The sequence below is a fragment of the Pedobacter sp. AC212 genome (assembly GCF_979258625.1).
On sequence record NZ_OZ409870.1, the window covers coordinates 1075145 to 1095449 of the forward strand.

Genomic DNA, 20305 nt, shown 5'->3' on the forward strand with positions numbered 1-20305 from the left:
TTAAAATGAAAAGAATACTACTGTTTTTATTTTTAGCATCTTTTGGCTATGCAAATGCTCAATTTGTAGTCAATTACAAAAGAGTTGCTGATACTTATTTCGAGAACAAAGATTATTACGCGGCATCAACCTTTTACAAAAAGGCATTAAAAATTACTGGCGATAGCACACAGGCCATCTTGCCTTATGGTACAGAGAGAAAAACTGCAAAGGATGATAAAGTGATGGAAGATTATGAAGAATCAATTTATAACCTTGCAGAATCTAGTCGTTTATATAGAGAATATGCGGAGGCAGAAAAGTATTATGCAGTAGCGATAACCTTTGCCAATACACGTTACCGCAAGGCTCAATTTTATTACGCGGAATGTTTAAGAGCCAATAAAAAATTCACACCTGCTATTCAGGCCTTTGAAACTTTTATCTCGAAGAATCCAAACGATCCATTAGTTAAAAACGCAAACAAGGAGATTGCCTCTTGCAAATTTGCACTTGAGGAAATGCGCTTTCCGAGAATGGTGGAGGTTAGAAAGCTGGCCAATAATGTAAATGGATTAGGATCTAATTATGCTCCAGTTAAATTGGGCAATGATTTTTATTTTACATCTTCTCGTCCTGTATCTATTACGGGAAAAAAGGATGTTGTGAAAACCGATGCCGGCGATGTGCAAATTTCCACAAAGGCAAATCCGTTCATTAACAACCTGTATACTACCAAAAGCGATTTAAAGGTATCTGATATTTCGGTTAAAATGATGGACCTCAATCTGCCGAAAAGCATAGAAGTTGCTGCGGCAAGCTTTACCCCTGATGGAAACAGGGTGTATTTTACTTACTGGAGAGAACGGGAGAAATATGCGATTTATACCGCAACAAAAATGGATAATAAATGGTCTGATCCGGTACCTGTAGGATTAGAGATCAATAGTAAAGACTTTAACTCGAGCCAGCCATATGTAACGGCAGATGGAAAATTTTTACTTTTTTCGTCTGATAGAAGTGGAGGCTACGGAAAGTTCGATTTATGGTACTGTGCGCTCCGCGAAGATGGAACTTTAGGTCAGGCAGTAAATATGGGGCCAACCATTAATACAGAAGATGATGAACGTGCGCCATATTACAATACCATAACCAGAAAATTGTTGTTTAGTACCGATGGAAGAGTGGGCTTGGGTGGCTTGGATTTTTTCGAAGCCGAAGGAGATTTAATTACCTGGACCGTGCCTAAAAACCTGGGTTATCCATTCAATTCCTCGAAAGATGATATTTATTTTACCGCAATTGATGATCAAGGCACAAAGGGTTACATTAGTTCTGATAGGGAATCATCATGCTGTTTAGAGGTTTTCGAAGTTAAAAAGGAGTTTTTCAACATCAGCGGCATTCTTACCGATTGCAAAACAAAATTGCCATTGGCAGGAGCAACAGTGACTTTTTCTAACATAGAAAACAATCAAAAACAAACCACTGGCACAGATGGTAAATATACGTTCAGAACAGATTCAAAACGGCCTGTAAAGTTGCTTTTTGCGAAGGATAATTATTTCTCCATCACCAAAAATTACTCTTACGAGGAGCTTGCGAAAGCCGATACTATGATTTATAAAGATTATTGTCTAAGTCCTTTTAAACTAGGAATTCCAATTGCCTTAGATAATATTTATTACGAGTTTAACAGTGCAGAACTTACGGAGCCATCTAAAAAAGTACTGGATTTTCTTATCCCAATTTTGGAAGATAATCCAGAGATGGAGATTGAGTTGGGTTCGCATACCGATAATATAGGTACCGATGAATACAATTTAAATTTATCAAACCAAAGGGCGAAATCTTGCGTCGATTACCTGGTTAGCAAAGGAATTTCCGAATCCCGGTTAACATCTAAAGGTTATGGAGAATCGATGCCTATTGCACCAAACGAGATTGGAAAGGGCAAGAAGAAAAAAGATAATCCAGATGGAAGAGCCAAAAACAGGCGTACAGAATTTAAAGTTACAAAGAAATAAAATTTAATTATGTCTCTTCTTAAAGCCGTCTTCAGTTTTGGAGATGGCTTTTTACTTGATATACCATGTGGGTTTTAATATTAATCTTTGTAATTTTCGCCCAATAAAATATCGCTATGAAACCCCTGATTCATCCCTCCATTATTTTCAGAACGCCGAAATTTTCACATCAAGCTGATCTTGAAAGTAGTTGGGATGAACTTAAAAAAGCCATTTCTATTTCATCATCTTCCTTTTACGAAACCATAAAAGACGTAGAAGCCCATGAACTGAGAAAGCTGCCATCAAAAATTTTCTTCACAATATGGAAATATTTCAACCGGGCAAAATATCGCTCAACACCTTACGGCACATTTGCAAGTTTCAGCTTTTTGGCAGATGCCTTTAATGAAAGCGAGAGCAAAATCATTGTAAACAATGAGCAGATCGTTCATCAGTTTATCGATTGGCCATATCGCAATGAACTTCAGTTTGATTTCGAAAAATTGATGGCTGATAACGTTCAACTGTTCAGCAACACTAGCTATTATTCAACACTCAACAGCATCAGGTATATTGCCTGTACGGATGGGGTTTTCGAACTGGCAGAGATTGATCAAAATGAATCTGTAATGCAAATTCTCGAATCTTGTGCCAAACCGATTGCATTAAATGATTTGATTAACACACTGGGTGTAGATGAAGCGGGTAAGGTCGAATTTTTAGAATTGCTTCATGAGATGCACTCCATCCAACTTCTTTTTACGGAGTTTGATCCTAATGTGATAGGGGAAGATTATTTCGAAAGAATTGGAATCGATGATAGCAATCTCCCAGAATATTTAATTGCAGAAAGAAAAGTAATTGCAGGTGGTTTAGATGAACGTTTATTGAAGCCGATACCGACAATGATCGATCTTTTATCAAAAATATTGAAATCTGATGAGCGTGAAGCGCTTAAAAGCTTTATTTCGAGATTTAAAAATAAGTTCGATCAGCAGGAAGTTCCACTTTCCATAGCACTCGACCCTGAAATGGGTGTAGGCTACGATGAATTGGAGCAGGTAAGCGAAGATGATTTTGTAGCGCAGTTTAATTCGAAGAAAAAGAATGCTGAAGACAAACAAGATCTAAAATCAATCTTAAAAACAAAACTTTCTGTAGCTGATTTTGAAAACAAGGAACCTATTTATTTGAATAAACTAGCGTTTGAAACAAATGAAAGTGAAAGTATTCTGCCAAATTCATTTAGCCTTTTAATGTCGTTAGCGGATGATTTAATTTTTGTTGATCAAATTGGCGGTGTAACCGCAAATGCCTTAACCGGGCGGTTTTCTATCGCCGATAAAGCTGTAGAACAGTTTTGCAAGGAAACATCGGCAATTGAGCAAAATGCAAATCCCGAAGTACTTTTTTTTGATGTTGCTTACCTCGTTGAAACCAATGTGGATAATATCAATCGTAGAAAGCAGATTTACGGGCATCAGTTATCCATACTGAATTTCGATACATCATCAGCACCTCTTTCACTAGGTGATATTCAAATTTCGGTGAGTAATAACGAAGTCATTCTTAGATCTAAGAGCTTAAATAAAAGGCTTATTCCCCGAATGGCTTCGGCTTATAATTACACCCGGTCAGATTTGTCGGTGTTTAGACTCTTGTGCGATTTGCAGCATCAGGGTCTGCAAACTTCATTGTCACTATCCCTTGATAGCATTTTTCCCGATCTGGATTTTTATCCACGCTTTCAGTTTCATAATATTGTATTAAGCGGTGCAAAATGGCGAGTAAGCAAAACACAATTCTACCCCAATAAAACAGCCGTCTCTATTGAAGATTGCCGTTCTTATCTTACACAAATCGGGGTTAGCAAGTACTTTAAAGCGGGTTTATCAGATCAAACTTTATGCTTCGGTTTAGATAGTGATGAGGATTTGAATGCTTTTCTTCAATTTATCCAAAAGCAGAATAAATTATATTTAGAGGAAGTCATCTTGCCCAAAAATGATGTTATTGTAGATCAGGCTCAAAAGCCTTATGTAAGTCAGTTTATTTTAAACCTGTATCATAACAATAGCATTTACAAAAATATTGAAATTAGCAGTAATAATAATGCAATTCCTGTTCAGAAGGTATTTCTTCCTGGAAAGGAGTGGCTATATTTCGAAATTTATTGTCATCAACAACGTTCCGATGAATTGTTAATTGGGGTGATCCCATCTTTTTTAGATCAATTTTCACCGCAGATAAAATCGTGGTTCTTTATCAGGTACAACGAAAATGGGAACCATTTACGTTTGAGGATTTTACTGCACAACAACGAAGACGGACAAGCATTGGTTTCTGCGTTAGCGGATTATCTGCAGGATTATATCGCGAGTGGTTTGGTTTCAGATTTTCAGTTAAAAACCTACAAACGAGAGTTGGAAAGATATGGGGCAGAAATCATTTCGGATGTTGAAAATCATTTCTCTGTTGATAGTGATTTTGTTCTATCGCAGTTGCAGCAGCAAACAGATGCTTTTACCAAGTATAAATGGTGTTCTTATTTGGTAGATGAACTGTTGAAAGCTGTCGTTTTCGACTCTGAAGTGATGTTAAAAGTAACAAGCATGATTTCCGATTCGTTCAATAAAGAGCATCATTTGGAAGCGACAGATTTCAAAAAACTCAACCAGCAATATCAACAATATAAAACTGCGCCAAATTTTGATCCAAAACAAAACGAAAATTTCGACCGTTTTAAGCAATCATTTATCGGCGTACTTAAATTAACTGACGGGAACAGAAAAGTAAAACTCTTTACTGATCTAATGCACATGCATGTTAACCGATTGTTCAACAAAGATCAACGGACGAATGAAATGGTAATGTATTATTTTTTACTTAAGGACCTTCAGCGCAGAAGAGCTATTGGTTAAGGTTTAATTTAGACATTGGATTAATTACCTGCACATCTATTTCGGTTATGTATCGATTTAAGGGGTCTTTGTAGTATCTGAAAATATAATCATCCTTGTAAAAATTGGCTAGCCTTTTATTGATGTTGTCGATACCAACGTGGTGACTTTCATGTTCTTTTCCTTTATTGTCATTCACCATGTTAATGGTGCTGATGTTTAAATTATTGTTCTCATAATCAATTTTAATGATAGCCGGTTGAGTGGAGTGGGTTACATTACCATGCTTAAATATGTTTTCTACCAGGGTTAATAAAATAAGTGGTGGAAACCTTAAACCGAACAAATCGCCATTAACCTCTAAATTTAAATTAATAGCATTTGCTGTTCTAAGTTGATGAAGGTTGATTAAGTGTTCAATTTGTTCTACTTCCTCGCTTAATGGAACCATTTCCGAAGCTTCTGGTCTTTTTAAAGCATAACGCATCATTTCCGCCAGGTTCATAATAGCATCGGCGGCCATTGGCGCTTTTTTACGGGCGTCGTTGTATATAAAATTTAAGGTATTGAAAAGAAAGTGAGGGTTAATCTGGCTGCGAAGAAAGTTATTTTGGGATTGAACCAAATCATTCTCTAAAGCCTGTTTTTCTATTTGTGTAACGAGACTCTGGCGTTCCAAAGCCTCCACCTTTTTTCTATCTTCAAGATACTTTAGAATATAAATGTATCCTATTGAATAACCAATAAATAGTGAGGATCGATAAATACACGCTAAAACAAACTTTCTATCAAAAGTTTCAAGCGTTTGTTTTTCCACAAGACCGATCACTCCAAAAAACATCACTAATATGAATGACGCTAAAATATATGCAAAAAGTGAAAAAAGGATGATTAGGGGAAGTTTAATATAATATGGAATGTTATCATCACTTTTCAAAGCTTTTCCAGAAAGATAACCATTAGAATAAAATACTGATATGTTAGTTACATATATTAATATATATGCACCAATTGGACGAAATTGTCCGGTTACTAATCCTAAAATAAAAACCTCATATAAGATATAAAGTCCCCAAATAAGGAAGTGAAGCTTGTGCTTTTTGAAAAATGATTTTAGATGAATTAGCGTCATTTTTGTGGTTTGATCTATTAATTTAGGGTTTTTATCTCCTGAAACCGAGTGTTTGTGTAAAAAAGTATAGAAGGTAATATTTACGTTGCAACTTTACAGAAATAAATAGCAATAATATTAAACCTTAAATTTATAATATCATGAAAACTCAAATGGCTCCAAAAATCACTAAAAAAACTGTATTCGTTTATAAAAACATCAAAGCTAAAAATAACTACGTTACTAACCCAACTGGCGATATGAGTCATGCAACTGTTATGTCTAGCTACATCGTAGATTTATAGTCTACTGACTTCTGTTCGATTTCAATAAACTACTTTGTACGTAGGCGAAGAAAGCTTCTTTATAGCCTTCGCCAATCTGAATCATTTCATTATTTACAAGACGGATTATATTTCCATCTACCTTTTTGATTGCTGCTTTAGCAACTATATTCGATTTATTAACTCTAATAAATGCGTGGTTCTCTAAAGCTTTTTCAATCTCCTTTAATGTAAGGTAGGTGGTGTGCGTTTCACCCTTGGTAATGATTTGAATATAATTCTGAAGTGCTTTTATGTAAAGTATTTCATCAATAGCAATATTGGAAAAAGCATATTTGTGGTCGCCTTTAATATAAAGTGCCGCCACCTGTTCGGCATCTTTTGAAGTAGCTTTGGCATTATTTGCCTCCTTCTTCAAAATTCTATCAATACCTAAAGCAAATTTTGCAAATGAAATCGGCTTTAATAGATATTGATCTGATTGAACATCAAAAGCTTGTAAAGCATAGTCAGGATGTGCGGTAGTGAAAACTAAATACTTAGCTTTCTCTCGGATATTTTTGGCGAGTTCTAAGCCATTAATTCCAGGCATATCAATATCCATGAAGAGGAGATCTATCTCGTCGTCAATGCTAATTTCGGTTAAGGCTTGAACTGGACTTGTAAAAGTCTTGAATACTGTTAGTCCCGGCATTTCTGCTATATGGTCCGTAAGTACCTCAATCGCATGTTGTTCGTCATCGATGACAACGCATTTTAGATTCATGATATGATAAATATGAGTTTGGAATGATTTTAATGCAAGTTAAAGAAAAATATAATCAAATTACTTCTTGCCTAAAAAAAAGCCTGTTGCCATTTTCTTACTACAAGAAAAACTTGGTTTCGTGTAATAATCCACATGGTTGATGTAAAAAAATAACGTACTCATTTCTTTTTAATAATCTTTATACTGTTTGCCAAAAACAGATAATTAATTGATTTGCCTTTAAAAAGTAAATAGATTAATTAACCCTTTACATCTGCCTACCCAAGCTTGTGTAGCCTGTGGATAAGAAAATTAAAAACAGGCAATACAATACTGGGATCAGCTAATAGTGGTAAGTGAATTTGGCACAGCACAAATGAAAAACATAGAAATTACAAATACTCAACATGGAACTTAAAGACGAAATTGGTCAGTTTGCAGTAAGAATTAAGAAGATGCTTCCTCAAGTTCAAAATGAAGACTTAACCAGGAACGCATTGGTAATGCCATTTATTCAAATTTTAGGATTTGATCCTTCAGAAGTTCAATCTGAAGCAGTTTTGGATTTTGGTGTTAAAAAAAGTAAGAAAGTAGATTACACTATTATGAAAGATGGTGAGCCAACTATTTTGGTGGAGTGCAAGCACCATGAAGATAGTCTTGATATCCACGATTCTCGTTTATCAAAGTATTTCCGTAAAACTAAGGCAAAATACGGTTTGCTAACAAATGGTTTGGTTTATCGCTTCTATACTGAGAAAATGGTTAAATCGAAAAAAAATCAGGAGCCATTATTTGAGTTTAAAATTACTGATACTAAAGCGGCGACAATTGCAAAATTAATTGAAGAACATAAAGATTACTTCAACGTTGAGCAAAAGTCTGTAGCCAGTTAATATATTATTTAATCTAAGAGTCCCGAAATTCTAGATGAACTAAAGTCCTTTTACAGGGCTTTTTTTTATGCCCAAAAAAAGGGAGAAGTCTTTCGGCTTCTCCCTTTTAAATAATGGTTATTGTAAATTAAATTAGTTCAACGCTTCTGCTCACAAATGCTGTTAATTCTGCACCCGTTAACATGCCTTGCGCCAATAAAGCTAAATCTACAGCTTGCTTAGCCAAATTGCTTTGCTCTTCGCCTTCTGCTTTCAAAATTTTGCTTACCAGCTTGTGGTTGCCGTTAATAGCCACTTTATAGCTATCAGGCATTTGGCCATAAAAGCCCATTCCACCGCCCATTGCAGCCATGTCTTTCATCCGACGCATAAATTCGTCCATGGTTATAGTTACCGGTAATTCATCAGGATTTAACGCTACAACTTCTACCTGCATACCTGGTTTGGTAATTGCTTTTTCAAAAATCGTGGTCACTTCCTTTACCTGATCCTCACTTAACACATGTTCATTAACTTCGTCTTTCTCAATTAACTTATCAGCAACGCTCGAATCAACACGTTTAATAGAGGTTTTTTCTAGCTTTTGCTCTAGTTGCTGAATAAAGTGATTATCAATTGGTGAATCTAAAACCAATACATCATAATCTTTTTTGTTGGCCGATTGAATGAAAGCATCCTGTTTCGAAGCATCGTTCGAATATAAATACACTACTGTTCCGTTTTTATCAGTTTGCAACGGAGCAACTTTTTCTTTGTACTCGTTTAAAGTGAATAGTTCATTTTTGGTATTTCCAACCAATGCGAAATCTTTAGCTTTGTCGTAAAATTTCTCTTCGCTAATCATACCATATTTAACAAACAAACCGATATCTTTCCATTTATCTTCGAACGATTTGCGGTCTTTGTTAAACAGCTCCGATAATTTATCAGCAACTTTTTTGGTTATATAGTTGTTGATTTTTTTAACGTTGCTATCTGCTTGCAAGAAGCTACGCGATACATTTAATGGAATATCAGGAGAATCGATTACACCATGTAACAACATTAAAAACTCAGGAACAATATCTTTCACCTCATCGGTAATAAATACCTGGCGAGAGTATAATTTGATTTTGTTGCGTTGCATTTCGAAGTCGTTTTTCAACTTAGGGAAATACAATACGCCTGTTAAATTAAATGGATAATCTACATTTAAGTGAATCCAGAATAATGGCTCTTCACTAAATGGATACAATTCGCGGTAAAAGTTTAAATAGTCCTCATCTGACAAATCTGCAGGCGCTTTTGTCCAGATTGGATTAGTTGTATTGATGATATTATCAACTTCTACATCTTTATATTTTTTCTTGCCTTCTTCATCTTCACCGTCTTCAACAGATTCGCTTTTAGTGCCGAATTTGATCGGAACAGGCAAAAATTTAGCGTATTTATCAAGGATTTCCTGCAATTTCGATTCCTCTAAAAACTCTTCAGAATCTTTATTTACATGAAGAATGATATCAGTGCCACGGGTAGTTTTAGTTCCTTCAGTAATTTCGAATTCAGTACTTCCATCGCATACCCAACGAGCTGGTTCTGCACCATCCTTGTAAGATAAGGTTTGAATTTCAACTAAATCAGCAACCATGAAAGCCGAGTAAAAACCTAACCCGAATTTTCCGATGATTTCGTTTGCATCTTTAGCATCTTTAAATTTTTCTACAAATTCACTTGCGCCAGAAAATGCAACTTGATTGATGTATTTTTTAATTTCTTCGGCCGTCATACCCAAACCATTGTCGCTAATGGTAATGGTTTTTGCGTCTTTATCAACCGCAACCTGTACCAAAGGTTGACCAACTTCGCCGTTAAACTGACCTAATGAACCTAGTCTTTTAATTTTCTGAACCGCATCTACTGCGTTAGAAACCAACTCACGAAGAAAAATCTCGTTATCAGAGTATAAAAACTTCTTAATTATCGGGAAAATATTCTCTGTATGTATCGAGATATTTCCTTTTTCCTGTATGCTCATATATGTAAATAAATTGTTTAATCTACATCCTGCATATCAAGGCTTGTTCCAAAGCCTTTTGTTTGCCAAATTGACAGCGTTTTTTCGTCGTCATTGCGCAGCCAATTCTTCATTGGCTGCGGCAATCTCATTCGGGATGTTAATTATCGATTGGTGGATACCAATTTCTCAACGATTCTATGGAGGGTCGTCATCATCAGCTTTATCCTATCGGTCGGTGTCCTCACCGCCCGAAACCTGAAACGATTCTCATGAGCGGTCGTCATCCTCAGCTTCACAAGGAATCTCAGTCATCAGCTGCAATAAAAAAAGCCAAGTAGTTTTGTCTCCTTATCCTATCGGTCGGTGACCGCACCGCCTGAAACCTGAAACGATTTTCATGAACGATCGTCATCCTCAGCCTGACTGGGGATCTTAGTCATCAGCTGCAATAAAAAAAGCAAAGTAGTTTTGTCTCCTTGGCTTTATATTTTTAAATCTCTCTTTTTAATTCAACAGAAAGCTTGGTTCGTTTTCTTCCAGGCTTAATATTTTGGTAATCTTCTTTAATAAAACATCCATTTGAAAAGGTTTCGATAAAAAGTCATCCTGACCATAATTTAATGTTGTAAAATCTTTCTGATCATATAAACCAGAAATCAACAAGATTGGAATTTTCGAAGTGCTTTCTATTGATTTCAATTGCTCGCACAATACCCTGCCATCAATATGGCCCAAAGAAATATCAAGTAAAATTAAATCTGGATTGAAACTCTCAATTCTGTTAAAAACTTCTTCGCCATCGTTTAGTGCCGAAACTTTAAAGCCACCAATTTCGAGTATTAACTGTATGGTTTCTAAAACCTCAATGTCATCGTCAACTACCAATATTCTCTTCATATATTTAAAGCAATTTATGCGCCCTTAAAATTATAACAAAATGTATATTGTTATGTTTAAAATCTTCAAAAAAATTTAACGTTTAGTTTATTTTAGAAATAACGCTATCGCTTTCTCCAGCTTGCTGTACAATTCCTTCCTTTTGAAGAATGAAGTTAAACAAGTCTTCTATTGGTTTTTGTAAAATTTTGCCTGGTTCTATTCCGTTAGCTTGCAAAACTTCTACCAACTCCTCTTGATAATAAAAAGCTATAGAGCCTACAAAATGACAAGGAACATCTTGATGCTTTGGATAATCTTTTATATTGGTATCAACAAATTCCTGAAAGCCTGTTCTTAGAATGTCCTGAATAAAAGGATGTTCTTTATGACTAGCCATAAAACGGCTAAAGCTGGCCAAATAAATATTTGGAAAAGCTTTCTGGTATACATTAGTGATAATCTGGTCTTTTTCTGTAGGGAAAGCTTTTTTAAACTCTGCGGCTAAACCAGATGGCATTTTGTTGTATAAATAAGCAAGTAATACTTTCTTGCCGAAAAATGTTCCAGAGCCTTCATCTCCTAAAACATAACCTAAACCATGATGGCCATCGTGAATTTTTTTACCGTCGAAATAGCAAATGTTTGAGCCAGTGCCCAAAATACAATTTAACCCTTCTGCGTTGCCGCAAGTAGCATAAACGGATCCTAAAAGATCATGATCTACTGAAATGAAAGCATTTTTAAATATCTCCGACAAGCCATTCGATACCACTTCGTGCTTATCAGGCGACGAACAACCTGCACCAAAAAAGTATATTTCTTTTACCTGTTCTGCATATTGCATCACCGTTTCATTTTTCGAAATGAGCTTGCTAATATCCTGCTCACTTAAAAAGTAAGGATTTATTCCGGGGGTGTTAAATTTTATGGTTTCGCCATTAAGATAGCCCATCCAATCTGTTTTCGAAGAGCCACTATCTGCAACAAGTATCATAGGAATAAATATAAAAATTAATTGGATAAATCTATGTTACCACTAATCTCTTTCAACGTGGTTTCTGCAATTTTAGCCTGATATTGCATCTCGATAAATCGATTTTGAGCGTCAATGGCATTGCGTTGTGCCTCTCTAAGCTCTAGCGGGGCAATACTTCCTAATTTATATTTCGCCATGGTGATATCTAAATTCTCTTTCGCAATATCTACGTTACGTTGTTCCAGTTTAATTAAATCGAGATACGTAGCGTAATTTTGATAGGCCGTTAATAGTTGCGAATTTACATCAAGCTTGGTTTTACTCAAATTAAGTGATGAATTTTCAATATCAATTTTGGCATTGCGCTCTTGCTGTCGCTGCAAAAAACCGTTAAATAAATTTAAACTTGCCGTTACGCCATAGGTAAATCCATTCGCCGCAAAACGCTGGTTAAATCCAGTCGGACTTGTGCTTTTGGCCCTGCTGTAACCAGAGTTTAAACTAATTGCCGGGTATCTGGCTCCTTTAATGGCTTTAAGGTTTAATGAAGAAATTTTTTGATTGATAAACGCATTCTGGACGTTTGGATTTTGAAGCTCCGCAATTTCTGCCTGTTTGCTAAATAAAATGCCTTTATCAACGTCTATTCTGTCTACAACTGTAAAGCCAGTGCTAATATCTCTAACTAATAATTGATTTAAACGAACCTTAGCGACCTGAAGAAAATTCTTAATTTGAATGTAGTTAGAAGTGTCGGTATTATAATCTACCTGGGCTGTTAAAACATCTAATTTCGACCCTCGGCCCAGTTGTAATTTAGTTTTAGCAATATTGCTGCGCCACACGGAAACATCAATTGCACTATCAGCGGCTACCAGTAATTGCTGCTGCCTTACAATATCATAATAAGCCGTAATTACATCGGATACGGTGGTTAGAATGGTAAGCCGGGTGTTTATTTCTCCTTGTTTCTGCAATTCTTTTAAACGATCATAGTTCGCAAACATCGTGAAGCCATCAAAGATCGTCCAGTTTAAATCGGCGCCATAACTGTTATTGGTACTTCTCGCTCCGCGGATCACTCTGTCTTCTCCGGTTACGGGTGTTTGCCTTGTATTTTGAATACTTCCACCGTTACTGTAAACCCCCTCAATGGTGGGCAGCATCCCTGCGTTGCCAATGTTAGCGTTGTTTTGCGCAATCTTTATTTCGTTCTTGCTTATTTTTATGTCGTAATTATTTTGAAGCGCAATGGTAATGGCTTCCCGCAAGCTGAGTTTTTCTTGTGCAAACCCAGAAATGGATAGACACAGAAAAAGTATGGATATGGTTAGTTGCTTACTCATCTTATTCTGCTATATGTGTTGCTTCATGCTCAAAACGGTCAGCATCTTTTAGTTGTTTATTTGGATTGTATGGTTTTGCCCAATACGAGTAAATGGCTGGGATTACAAAAAGCGTTAATACCAGCGAAAACAAAGTTCCGCCAACAATTACGGTTCCCATACTCATTCTGCTTTTTGCTGCAGCGCCCAAAGCCAGGGCAATTGGTAGTGCACCTATGGCAATGGCCAAACTGGTCATTAAAATTGGACGTAAACGAGAAACCGATGCTTCGCGAATAGCCTCTGGTATGGCCATACCTTTTTCTTTTAGCTGATTGGCAAACTCCACGATCAAAATACCATTTTTGGTTACCAAGCCAATTAGCATAATGGTTCCAATCTGGCTGAAGATATTCCAGCTTTGACCGCACAACCAAAGCGATAAAAATGCCCCGGCAACGGCCATTGGAACAGTTAAGATGATAATGATAGGGTCTTTAAAACTTTCAAATTGTGCTGATAGAATTAAATAGACTAGCAACAATGCCAGGCCAAAAGCGAAGAATGTATTTGAAGAACTTTCTTTAAAATCTCTTGATTCGCCGCTTAAATCGGTAGAGAAAGTTTCATCTAAAACGCTGGCTGCAATTTTATCCATGGCATCTATCCCTTCGCCAATGCTTTTACCTGGCGCTAAACCTGCAGAAACAGTTGCAGAAATAAAACGATTATTTCTATATAATTGCGGTGGACTGCTTTCTTCTTTTGCTGTAACCAAATTATCAAGCTGGATTAATTCGCCTTTATCACTACGAACGTAAACTGAACTTAAATCCAAAGGATCTTTCCTATCGCCCCGGTCAAACTGACCAATTACCTGATATTGTTTGCCATTCATAAAGAAGTAAGAGAACCTTTGACCACTTAAACCAAGGTTTAGGGTTTGTGCAATGGCAGAAATTGATACACCAAGGTTTTTCGCTTTATCACGATCTATAGTCAGGTTGATTTCTGGCTTATTGAATTTTAAGTTAACATCAGATACCGTAAAAGTTGGATCTTTAGCAACAGCCTCCATAAATAAAGGTACTTTCTCTCTTAACTTTTCGAAGTTTTGTGCCTGGATGATATAACTGATGGGTAAACCACCTCTTCTACCCACAGAAATAGTAGGCTGCTGGTTGACAATCACTTTACCCTCCGTATATTTTTTTGTGATTTTCGTGAGCATGTCAGCAATTTCTTTTTGCGAACGTTCACGTTTCTCAGGGTCAACCAAACCCATCCTCACGAAACCCATATTTGTTGAACCCGCACCACCAAAACCAGGTGCTGTAATGGTAATATTTACATTCTTCTCCGAAACGGAATCAATCACCATTTGATTTAATTTCATGATGAATTTATCTGTCGAAGTAAATGATGCACCTTCAGGTAAAGTTGCAGTCATATTGATGGCGCTTCGATCATCGTACGGGGCGGTTTCTTTAGGCAACAACTTCCAAAATAAGAAAATCAAGCCCATACATATCACAATAATGGGAATGGAAAGCCATCGTTTATCTAAAAATTTATTCAGATTGCATGCATAAGCATCATTAAGTTTAATAAAATAGGGCTCTGTCCAGTTATAGAATTTAGAAGGTTTATGCCCGCCTTTTTTCATCAGATAGGCATTTAACATTGGAGTTAACGTTAACGATACAAAGGCAGAAATAAGAACAGCTGCACCAATTACTACTCCAAATTCTCTAAATAATCTCCCAACAAATCCCTGTAAGAAAATTACTGGTAAGAAAACAGCTGCAAGTGTGATGGAGATGGATATTACCGCAAAGAAAATTTCATTTGAGCCTTTAATCGCAGCTTCAAATGGCGACATCCCTTCCTCAACCTTTTTAAAAATGTTTTCAGTAACTACAATCCCATCATCAACCACCAAACCTGTAGCTAAAACAATCGCCAGTAAACTCAAAACATTAATCGAAAACCCGAAAGCGTACATCACAAAAAAAGTGAAAATTAAGGATACCGGTATATCAATGAGCGGTCTGAAAGCGATTCCCCAGTCTCTGAAGAAAAGATAAATAATTAAGATTACTAAAACTAAGGATAGGCCGATGGTTTCAGCCACCTCTGTTACCGATCTTTTAATAAATAAGGTATTATCCAGCGAAACATTCAGCTTAATATCATCAGGCATATCTGCCTTTAATTTATCAAAGCGATTATAAAATTCTTTACTGATATCGAGGTAATTGGCTCCAGGTTGAGGAATGATAGCCACTGCAACCATTGGTTTCCCAGATTCACGTAACACAGTCTCTTCATTTTCTGAGCCTAAAGTTGCGTAACCAACATCCTTAAGCTTAACAACCTGGTTGCTATCTGATTTAAGAATCAGATTATTGAACTGTTCTTCGTTAACCAGTTTACCCAAAGTTTTTACGGTAAGTTCGGTGGTTTCGCCCGTAATTTTACCCGAAGGAAGCTCTACGTTTTCATTATCTAGTGCGGTTACGATGTCTTGAGAGGTGAGTCCATAGGCACTTAACTTATTTGGATCCATCCAAATCCGCATGGAATATTTCCGTTGCCCCTGAATCTGCACACTACTCACTCCAGGGATGGTTTGGATCCGATCGGCAATCACATTTTCTGCAAAATCACTAAGCTGCAAGGTATTGCGCTTATCACTCTGTATCGTCATCGAAAGGATAGGATCAGAGTTTGCATCAGCTTTGCTTACAATGGGCAAACCATCAATATCGCGGGGTAAATTTCTTGCTGCCTGCGAAACTTTATCGCGAACATCATTTGTTGCTTCCTCAATGTTTTTATCAAGGTTAAACTCTACTGTAATGTTACTTGTTCCCTGGTTACTGGAAGAAGAAATATTCCGAATTCCATCAATTGAGTTGATTGATTTTTCCAGCGGCTCCGTAATCTGCGATTCAATAATATCAGAGTTTGCTCCAGGGTAGGAGGTTCGCACCGAAACCACGGTCGGATCGATAGAAGGAAATTCTCTTACGCCCAGAAATGTATAACCAATTATCCCGAAAAGGACAATCAGCAGGTTCATTACAATGGCAAGAACAGGCCTTTTTATGCTCGTTGTAGAGATACTCATAATTATTCTTTAACCAGATTTACTTTCACAGGAGCATCTTTTTTCAAGGCCATTGAGCCAGTAGTTAAAACCGTATCGCCAGCTTTAAGACCAGAAGTGATTACAATGTTTTCATCTGTCCGGGTTCCAGCTTCTACCTTTACTTCCTGGGCTTTTCCGTTTTTCTTGATGTAAACGATTTTGCCTTTCAAAACCGGAATAATGGCCTGGTTAGGAATAAGGATGGCATTTTGAAGGGTGTTTAACGCAAGCTTTATCTTGGCAAATGAGCCTGGTAACAAGCTGTTATCTGCATTAGGCGCCAATGCCCTAATTTGCAATGTTCTGGTGGCTGTATTTATTCCCGGTTCTATGGCATATACTTTCCCTGTATTTTGTTTTGAAGATCCATCGGTTGTAAATGCGATTGATGAGCCCAGGTTAATCTGCCCTGCATATTTTTCAGGCACCGAAAACGTAACTTTAACCGGATTGGTGTTTACCAGGTTTGCGATGACTGTAGAAGGTGTTAAATAGGTTCCTGCAGAAATACTTCTTAAACCAATTCTGCCCGAAAATGGAGCACGGATAGTTGTTTTGGCCAATTGCGCCCTGATTAATTGGGTTTGCGATTGTAGCGATCTCAAATCGGCAAGTGAAATATCGTACTCCTCCTGACTGATTGCGCCTTTTTCCAGCAATTGTTTCGACCTGTTTTCGGTAGTGCCAGATAGTTTTTGTTTGGTTAAGGCTTCTTGTAATTGTGCCTGAATATCTCTGTCGTTAATTTTAACTAATACTGAGCCTTTAGCTACATTAGTTCCTTCCTTAAAATAAATTCCAGTTACCAAACCGGCAACCTCACTTTTGAGCACTACAGATTCATTGGCTTCAATGGCTCCGGTTACTTCCAGGTCGTTATTAAATGATGTTGGTTTTACCACAATGCCATCAACTACCATGGGTGCGCCTGCAGCTCCACCTTTGCCAGCCCCACCTTTAGCAGAAGCACCAGCAGCCCCGCCTTTACCTTCTAGTTTTTTGTTTGCGTTAATTCTGTAGTATACTAAATAGGCCAAGCCAATAGCAAAAACAGCATAAAAAATATACCTTTTCTTCATGTTTATATTTGTGTCTTGCTTATCTGAACGTTAAAATTGAATTAACGTAAGAATAAGAGTGTAAAAATATTCAAATAGTTTAGTCCTAAATTTGTTGTATTAAGGATGTTACCAAGTTAATTCTAAGGTCTTAGTCTATAATTCAAAGTATGGATTGTTAATTTAATAAAATGCCTTTTTGAATAAGTTGCCATACTTTTTAAATCAACTTTCATTACAAAGGCTATGGTTTATAGATTATATCTAAAGACTTATCACGGCTGACTTCGGAGTTTTATATGCCTCGGCTCGATCTAATTTTCGTTTAAAATTCAAAAACTTCATCAATTACCATATTTTTGCTGACAAAATACCCCAATATGTTAATCAAAAAATCAATTTTAAGTTTAGTTTTAATACTAACATGTTTTATGGCAGCAAATGCACAAGTAAAAATTGCTTTTGAGGTTTCTTTTAAAGAGCCACAAGCACATTATGCTGAAGTTCAGATGAATATTTCTGGTTTGGCAAAAGATTATGTTGATGTAAAAATGCCAGTGTGGACTCCAGGTTCTTATCTTGTTCGCGAGTTTGAGAAAAGTGTAGAAGAGTTTAAGGCAACGGCTGGAGGTAAGCAGGCCCGTGTTGAAAAAGTGAGAAAAAATACCTGGAGAATATTTTCTGCTAAAGCTGCTGAGATAAAAATTAACTACCGTGTTTACGCTTTCGAAATTTCGGTACGTACGCCTTTCATTGATGAATCTCATGCCTTTCTATCATCAACAGGAATTTTTATGCATCCTGATGGAATGATTAAATCACCAAGTACAGTGAAAATTGTTCCATTCAATACCTGGAGTAAAGTTTCTACAGGTTTAGAGCCGGTTGCTGGCCAGCAGTTTACTTACCGTGCAAGCGATTTCGATATTTTATACGATAGCCCGATAGAGGTAGGTAACCAGGACATTTTCGAATTTAATGCAGCTGGCGTTCGTCATGAGGTTGCGATGTATGGCGGCGGTAATTATGATAAAGAGAAATTGAAAGTGGATATGGCTAAAATTGTAGAAGAAATTACTGCGGTTTATGGCGAAAATCCTAACAAACATTATACATTCATCGTTCACAACTTTTTAAGAGGCGGCGGCGGTTTAGAGCATTTAAACTCTACTACTTTAGGTGCTACGCGAAATGCTTACAACACCGAAGCAGGTTACAAAGGCTTTTTAGCTTTGGTTGCCCATGAGTATCACCATTTATGGAACGTTAAGCGTTTACGCCCGGTTGCTTTAGGTCCGTTTGATTACGATAACGAAAACTATACCACCAACCTTTGGGTGGCTGAAGGATTTACTTCATACTATGAAAATAAATACATGCACAGAGCGGGTTTTAATGATGATGCTACTTTTGTGAACGATCTTGCTGGCGCCATCGGTACGGTGATTAATACGCCTGGAGCAAAATATCAATCAGCTGCTGCTTCTAGTTACGATGCCTGGATTATTGGTTACCGTCCGAACGAAAACTCCAAAAATAATTCCATTTCTTATTACAGTAAAGGTGAAGTAATCGGAATATTGATGGATTTGGAAATTATCAATGCAACAAAGGGTGCCAAAAGTTTAGATGATGTAATGAAAGCCATGTATTTACAATGCAAAACTCTAAAACGTGGTTATACCGATGCTGAATTTAAAGCAATGGTCGAAAAAATTTCGGGTATTAGTTTTACCAATTTTTGGGCTAAATATGTTAATGGTGTAGATGATGCGGAATATGTGAAATATTTAGGTTACGCCGGAGTTGATATGACTACTGAAAATGCAACGCCTAATAAACCAGTAAGCGGTGCCGCAGGCCAGTTAACCAATAATGGTACGATTTCAGTTTCTTCAATTACTAGAAATTCTGCTGCATGGGTTGCTGGTTTGAATGTTAATGATGAAATCATTTCGTTAGACAATATTTCGGTGAACGATGCTTTGGCCAATATCAGACTAAAAAGCCCAATGTTATCATTAGAAACCTTACCTGTTGTTTCAGGAAAAAATATCGGCGATGTATTGAAACTTAAAATTAAACGTGATGGTTTGGAGAAAGAGATTTCACTTACTTTGAAAGAAAACCCTAGCGTACGTTTAAAAGCTACCATTAATCAGAATGCAACGCCGGCACAAAAAGCGGTGTTCAAAAAATGGACAGGTAAATAATTTTAGATTCTCGAGTTATCGGTCTTGAGTTCAAAATTAAGTCAATAAAAAAGCCGCTGGAAATTTTCCAGCGGCTTTTTTCGTATCAAGCTTTTCGCTTTATTATTTAAGCTTTTTGCTTAAAAAGTATATCTGAAGCCTAAACCAAATCTTCCAGCGTTAAAATCGCTATCGCCATCACCTAGATATAATCTTGGTCTCCAATCTAAAGCAATTGCTAACGGTGCACCGCTAATTTTATAATCTAAACCAACCATTGGTACTAAATAAAAGTTAGAACCACCATCATACAATTGTACTGATGGACCACCACCTAAATACCAATCTAAGCCTTTTGCGCCAGGAATTGAAGCATTATATTGTAAAAATGCTTGTAAGGTTGTAGAGTTACCACCAAATAAAACTTCACCTTGTAAAGCTGCACTTCTGCTGAAATGGTGTCTAACAGATGGGCCAACCAATGTTGCGCCGTCTCCAAAGTCTATTCCTAATCCTAAACCTGTTTTGTAATTCTGTGCTTTAACACTCGTTGTCGTCAATGCAAATAATGCAATGCATCCTAAAATTGTAAATAGCTTTTTCATAATCAAATTTTAAAGTAAATAACGTTTTTCAAATATTTAATCAGCTTAACAACTTTAATGCCGTTTATGTTTTTACGGTAAAAATTTTAAAGCTATAAAAAACAATGCTTGCATAGTAATTTTTGATTTCTTAAGTTTATTTAAATTTTTCGATGTAGAAGTTGCTTTAAGATTCACTCATAAATGCAAAATT

14 protein-coding genes are annotated in these 20305 nt (G+C 36.6%); 5 read left to right on the forward strand and 9 right to left on the reverse strand.

Annotation, left to right across the window (positions count from 1 at the left end):
• Positions 1-5: 5 nt before the first annotated feature.
• Together ACZZZC_RS04675 and ACZZZC_RS04680 are read left to right on the forward strand one after the other, a co-directional pair.
• The gene (locus tag ACZZZC_RS04675; RefSeq protein WP_463485047.1) at positions 6-2006 is read left to right on the forward strand and encodes an OmpA family protein; all 2001 of its coding nucleotides are present in this window, start codon (positions 6-8) and stop codon (positions 2004-2006) included.
• Between the two features lie 116 nt (positions 2007-2122).
• Positions 2123-4909: a lantibiotic dehydratase gene (locus ACZZZC_RS04680; protein WP_463485048.1), complete on the forward strand. Its 2787-nt coding sequence runs from the start codon at positions 2123-2125 to the stop codon at positions 4907-4909.
• Here ACZZZC_RS04680 and ACZZZC_RS04685 read toward each other — a convergent pair.
• Positions 4899-6020, reverse strand: coding sequence for a sensor histidine kinase (locus ACZZZC_RS04685; protein WP_463485049.1), 1122 nt, complete (start codon positions 6018-6020; stop codon positions 4899-4901). The genes ACZZZC_RS04680 and ACZZZC_RS04685 overlap by 11 nt on opposite strands.
• 140 nt (positions 6021-6160) lie before the next feature.
• On the opposite strand from ACZZZC_RS04685, the gene ACZZZC_RS04690 reads away from it, so the two are divergent.
• A complete protein-coding gene (locus ACZZZC_RS04690; RefSeq protein ID WP_463485050.1) occupies positions 6161-6304 on the forward strand; it encodes a hypothetical protein in 144 nt (47 codons plus the stop codon).
• Between the two features lies 1 nt (position 6305).
• On the opposite strand, the gene ACZZZC_RS04695 is transcribed toward ACZZZC_RS04690, so the two are convergent.
• Positions 6306-7049 carry a LytR/AlgR family response regulator transcription factor gene (locus ACZZZC_RS04695; RefSeq protein WP_056848420.1) on the reverse strand — a complete coding sequence of 248 codons (744 nt, stop codon included), beginning with the start codon at positions 7047-7049 and terminating at the stop codon, positions 6306-6308.
• 389 nt (positions 7050-7438) lie between these two features.
• On the opposite strand from ACZZZC_RS04695, the gene ACZZZC_RS04700 reads away from it, so the two are divergent.
• Positions 7439-7927 (forward strand): type I restriction enzyme HsdR N-terminal domain-containing protein, encoded by a 489-nt coding sequence (locus ACZZZC_RS04700; RefSeq protein ID WP_056848421.1) that lies wholly within the window; start codon positions 7439-7441, stop codon positions 7925-7927.
• A 127-nt stretch (positions 7928-8054) separates the two neighbouring features.
• On the opposite strand, the gene htpG is transcribed toward ACZZZC_RS04700, so the two are convergent.
• The 6 genes from htpG to ACZZZC_RS04730 all read right to left on the reverse strand — a co-directional run bounded on the left by htpG (position 8055) and on the right by ACZZZC_RS04730 (position 17336).
• Positions 8055-9941, reverse strand: a complete 1887-nt coding sequence (htpG, locus tag ACZZZC_RS04705; RefSeq protein ID WP_463485051.1) for a molecular chaperone HtpG — start codon at positions 9939-9941, stop codon at positions 8055-8057.
• Between the two features lie 486 nt (positions 9942-10427).
• Positions 10428-10820 carry a response regulator gene (locus ACZZZC_RS04710; protein WP_056848422.1) on the reverse strand — a complete coding sequence of 131 codons (393 nt, stop codon included), beginning with the start codon at positions 10818-10820 and terminating at the stop codon, positions 10428-10430.
• A gap of 82 nt (positions 10821-10902) precedes the next feature.
• Entirely contained in the window at positions 10903-11796 is an 894-nt protein-coding gene (locus ACZZZC_RS04715; protein WP_463486656.1) for an N-acetylglucosamine kinase, read from the reverse strand.
• 17 nt (positions 11797-11813) lie between these two features.
• Positions 11814-13124: a TolC family protein gene (locus ACZZZC_RS04720; protein ID WP_463485053.1), complete on the reverse strand. Its 1311-nt coding sequence runs from the start codon at positions 13122-13124 to the stop codon at positions 11814-11816.
• Position 13125: 1 nt separating this feature from the next.
• The gene (locus ACZZZC_RS04725; protein WP_463486657.1) at positions 13126-16236 is read right to left on the reverse strand and encodes an efflux RND transporter permease subunit; all 3111 of its coding nucleotides are present in this window, start codon (positions 16234-16236) and stop codon (positions 13126-13128) included.
• Between the two features lie 2 nt (positions 16237-16238).
• Complete coding sequence (locus tag ACZZZC_RS04730; protein ID WP_463485055.1) at positions 16239-17336, reverse strand: efflux RND transporter periplasmic adaptor subunit; 1098 nt, start codon at positions 17334-17336, stop codon at positions 16239-16241.
• A 410-nt stretch (positions 17337-17746) separates the two neighbouring features.
• Here ACZZZC_RS04730 and ACZZZC_RS04735 point away from each other — a divergent pair, with 410 nt between their 5' ends.
• The gene (locus tag ACZZZC_RS04735) at positions 17747-19528 is read left to right on the forward strand and encodes a M61 family metallopeptidase (protein WP_463485056.1); all 1782 of its coding nucleotides are present in this window, start codon (positions 17747-17749) and stop codon (positions 19526-19528) included.
• Positions 19529-19647: 119 nt separating this feature from the next.
• Here ACZZZC_RS04735 and ACZZZC_RS04740 read toward each other — a convergent pair whose 3' ends face one another.
• Positions 19648-20112 carry a hypothetical protein gene (locus tag ACZZZC_RS04740; RefSeq protein ID WP_010600581.1) on the reverse strand — a complete coding sequence of 155 codons (465 nt, stop codon included), beginning with the start codon at positions 20110-20112 and terminating at the stop codon, positions 19648-19650.
• Between the last annotated feature and the right edge of the window lie 193 nt (positions 20113-20305).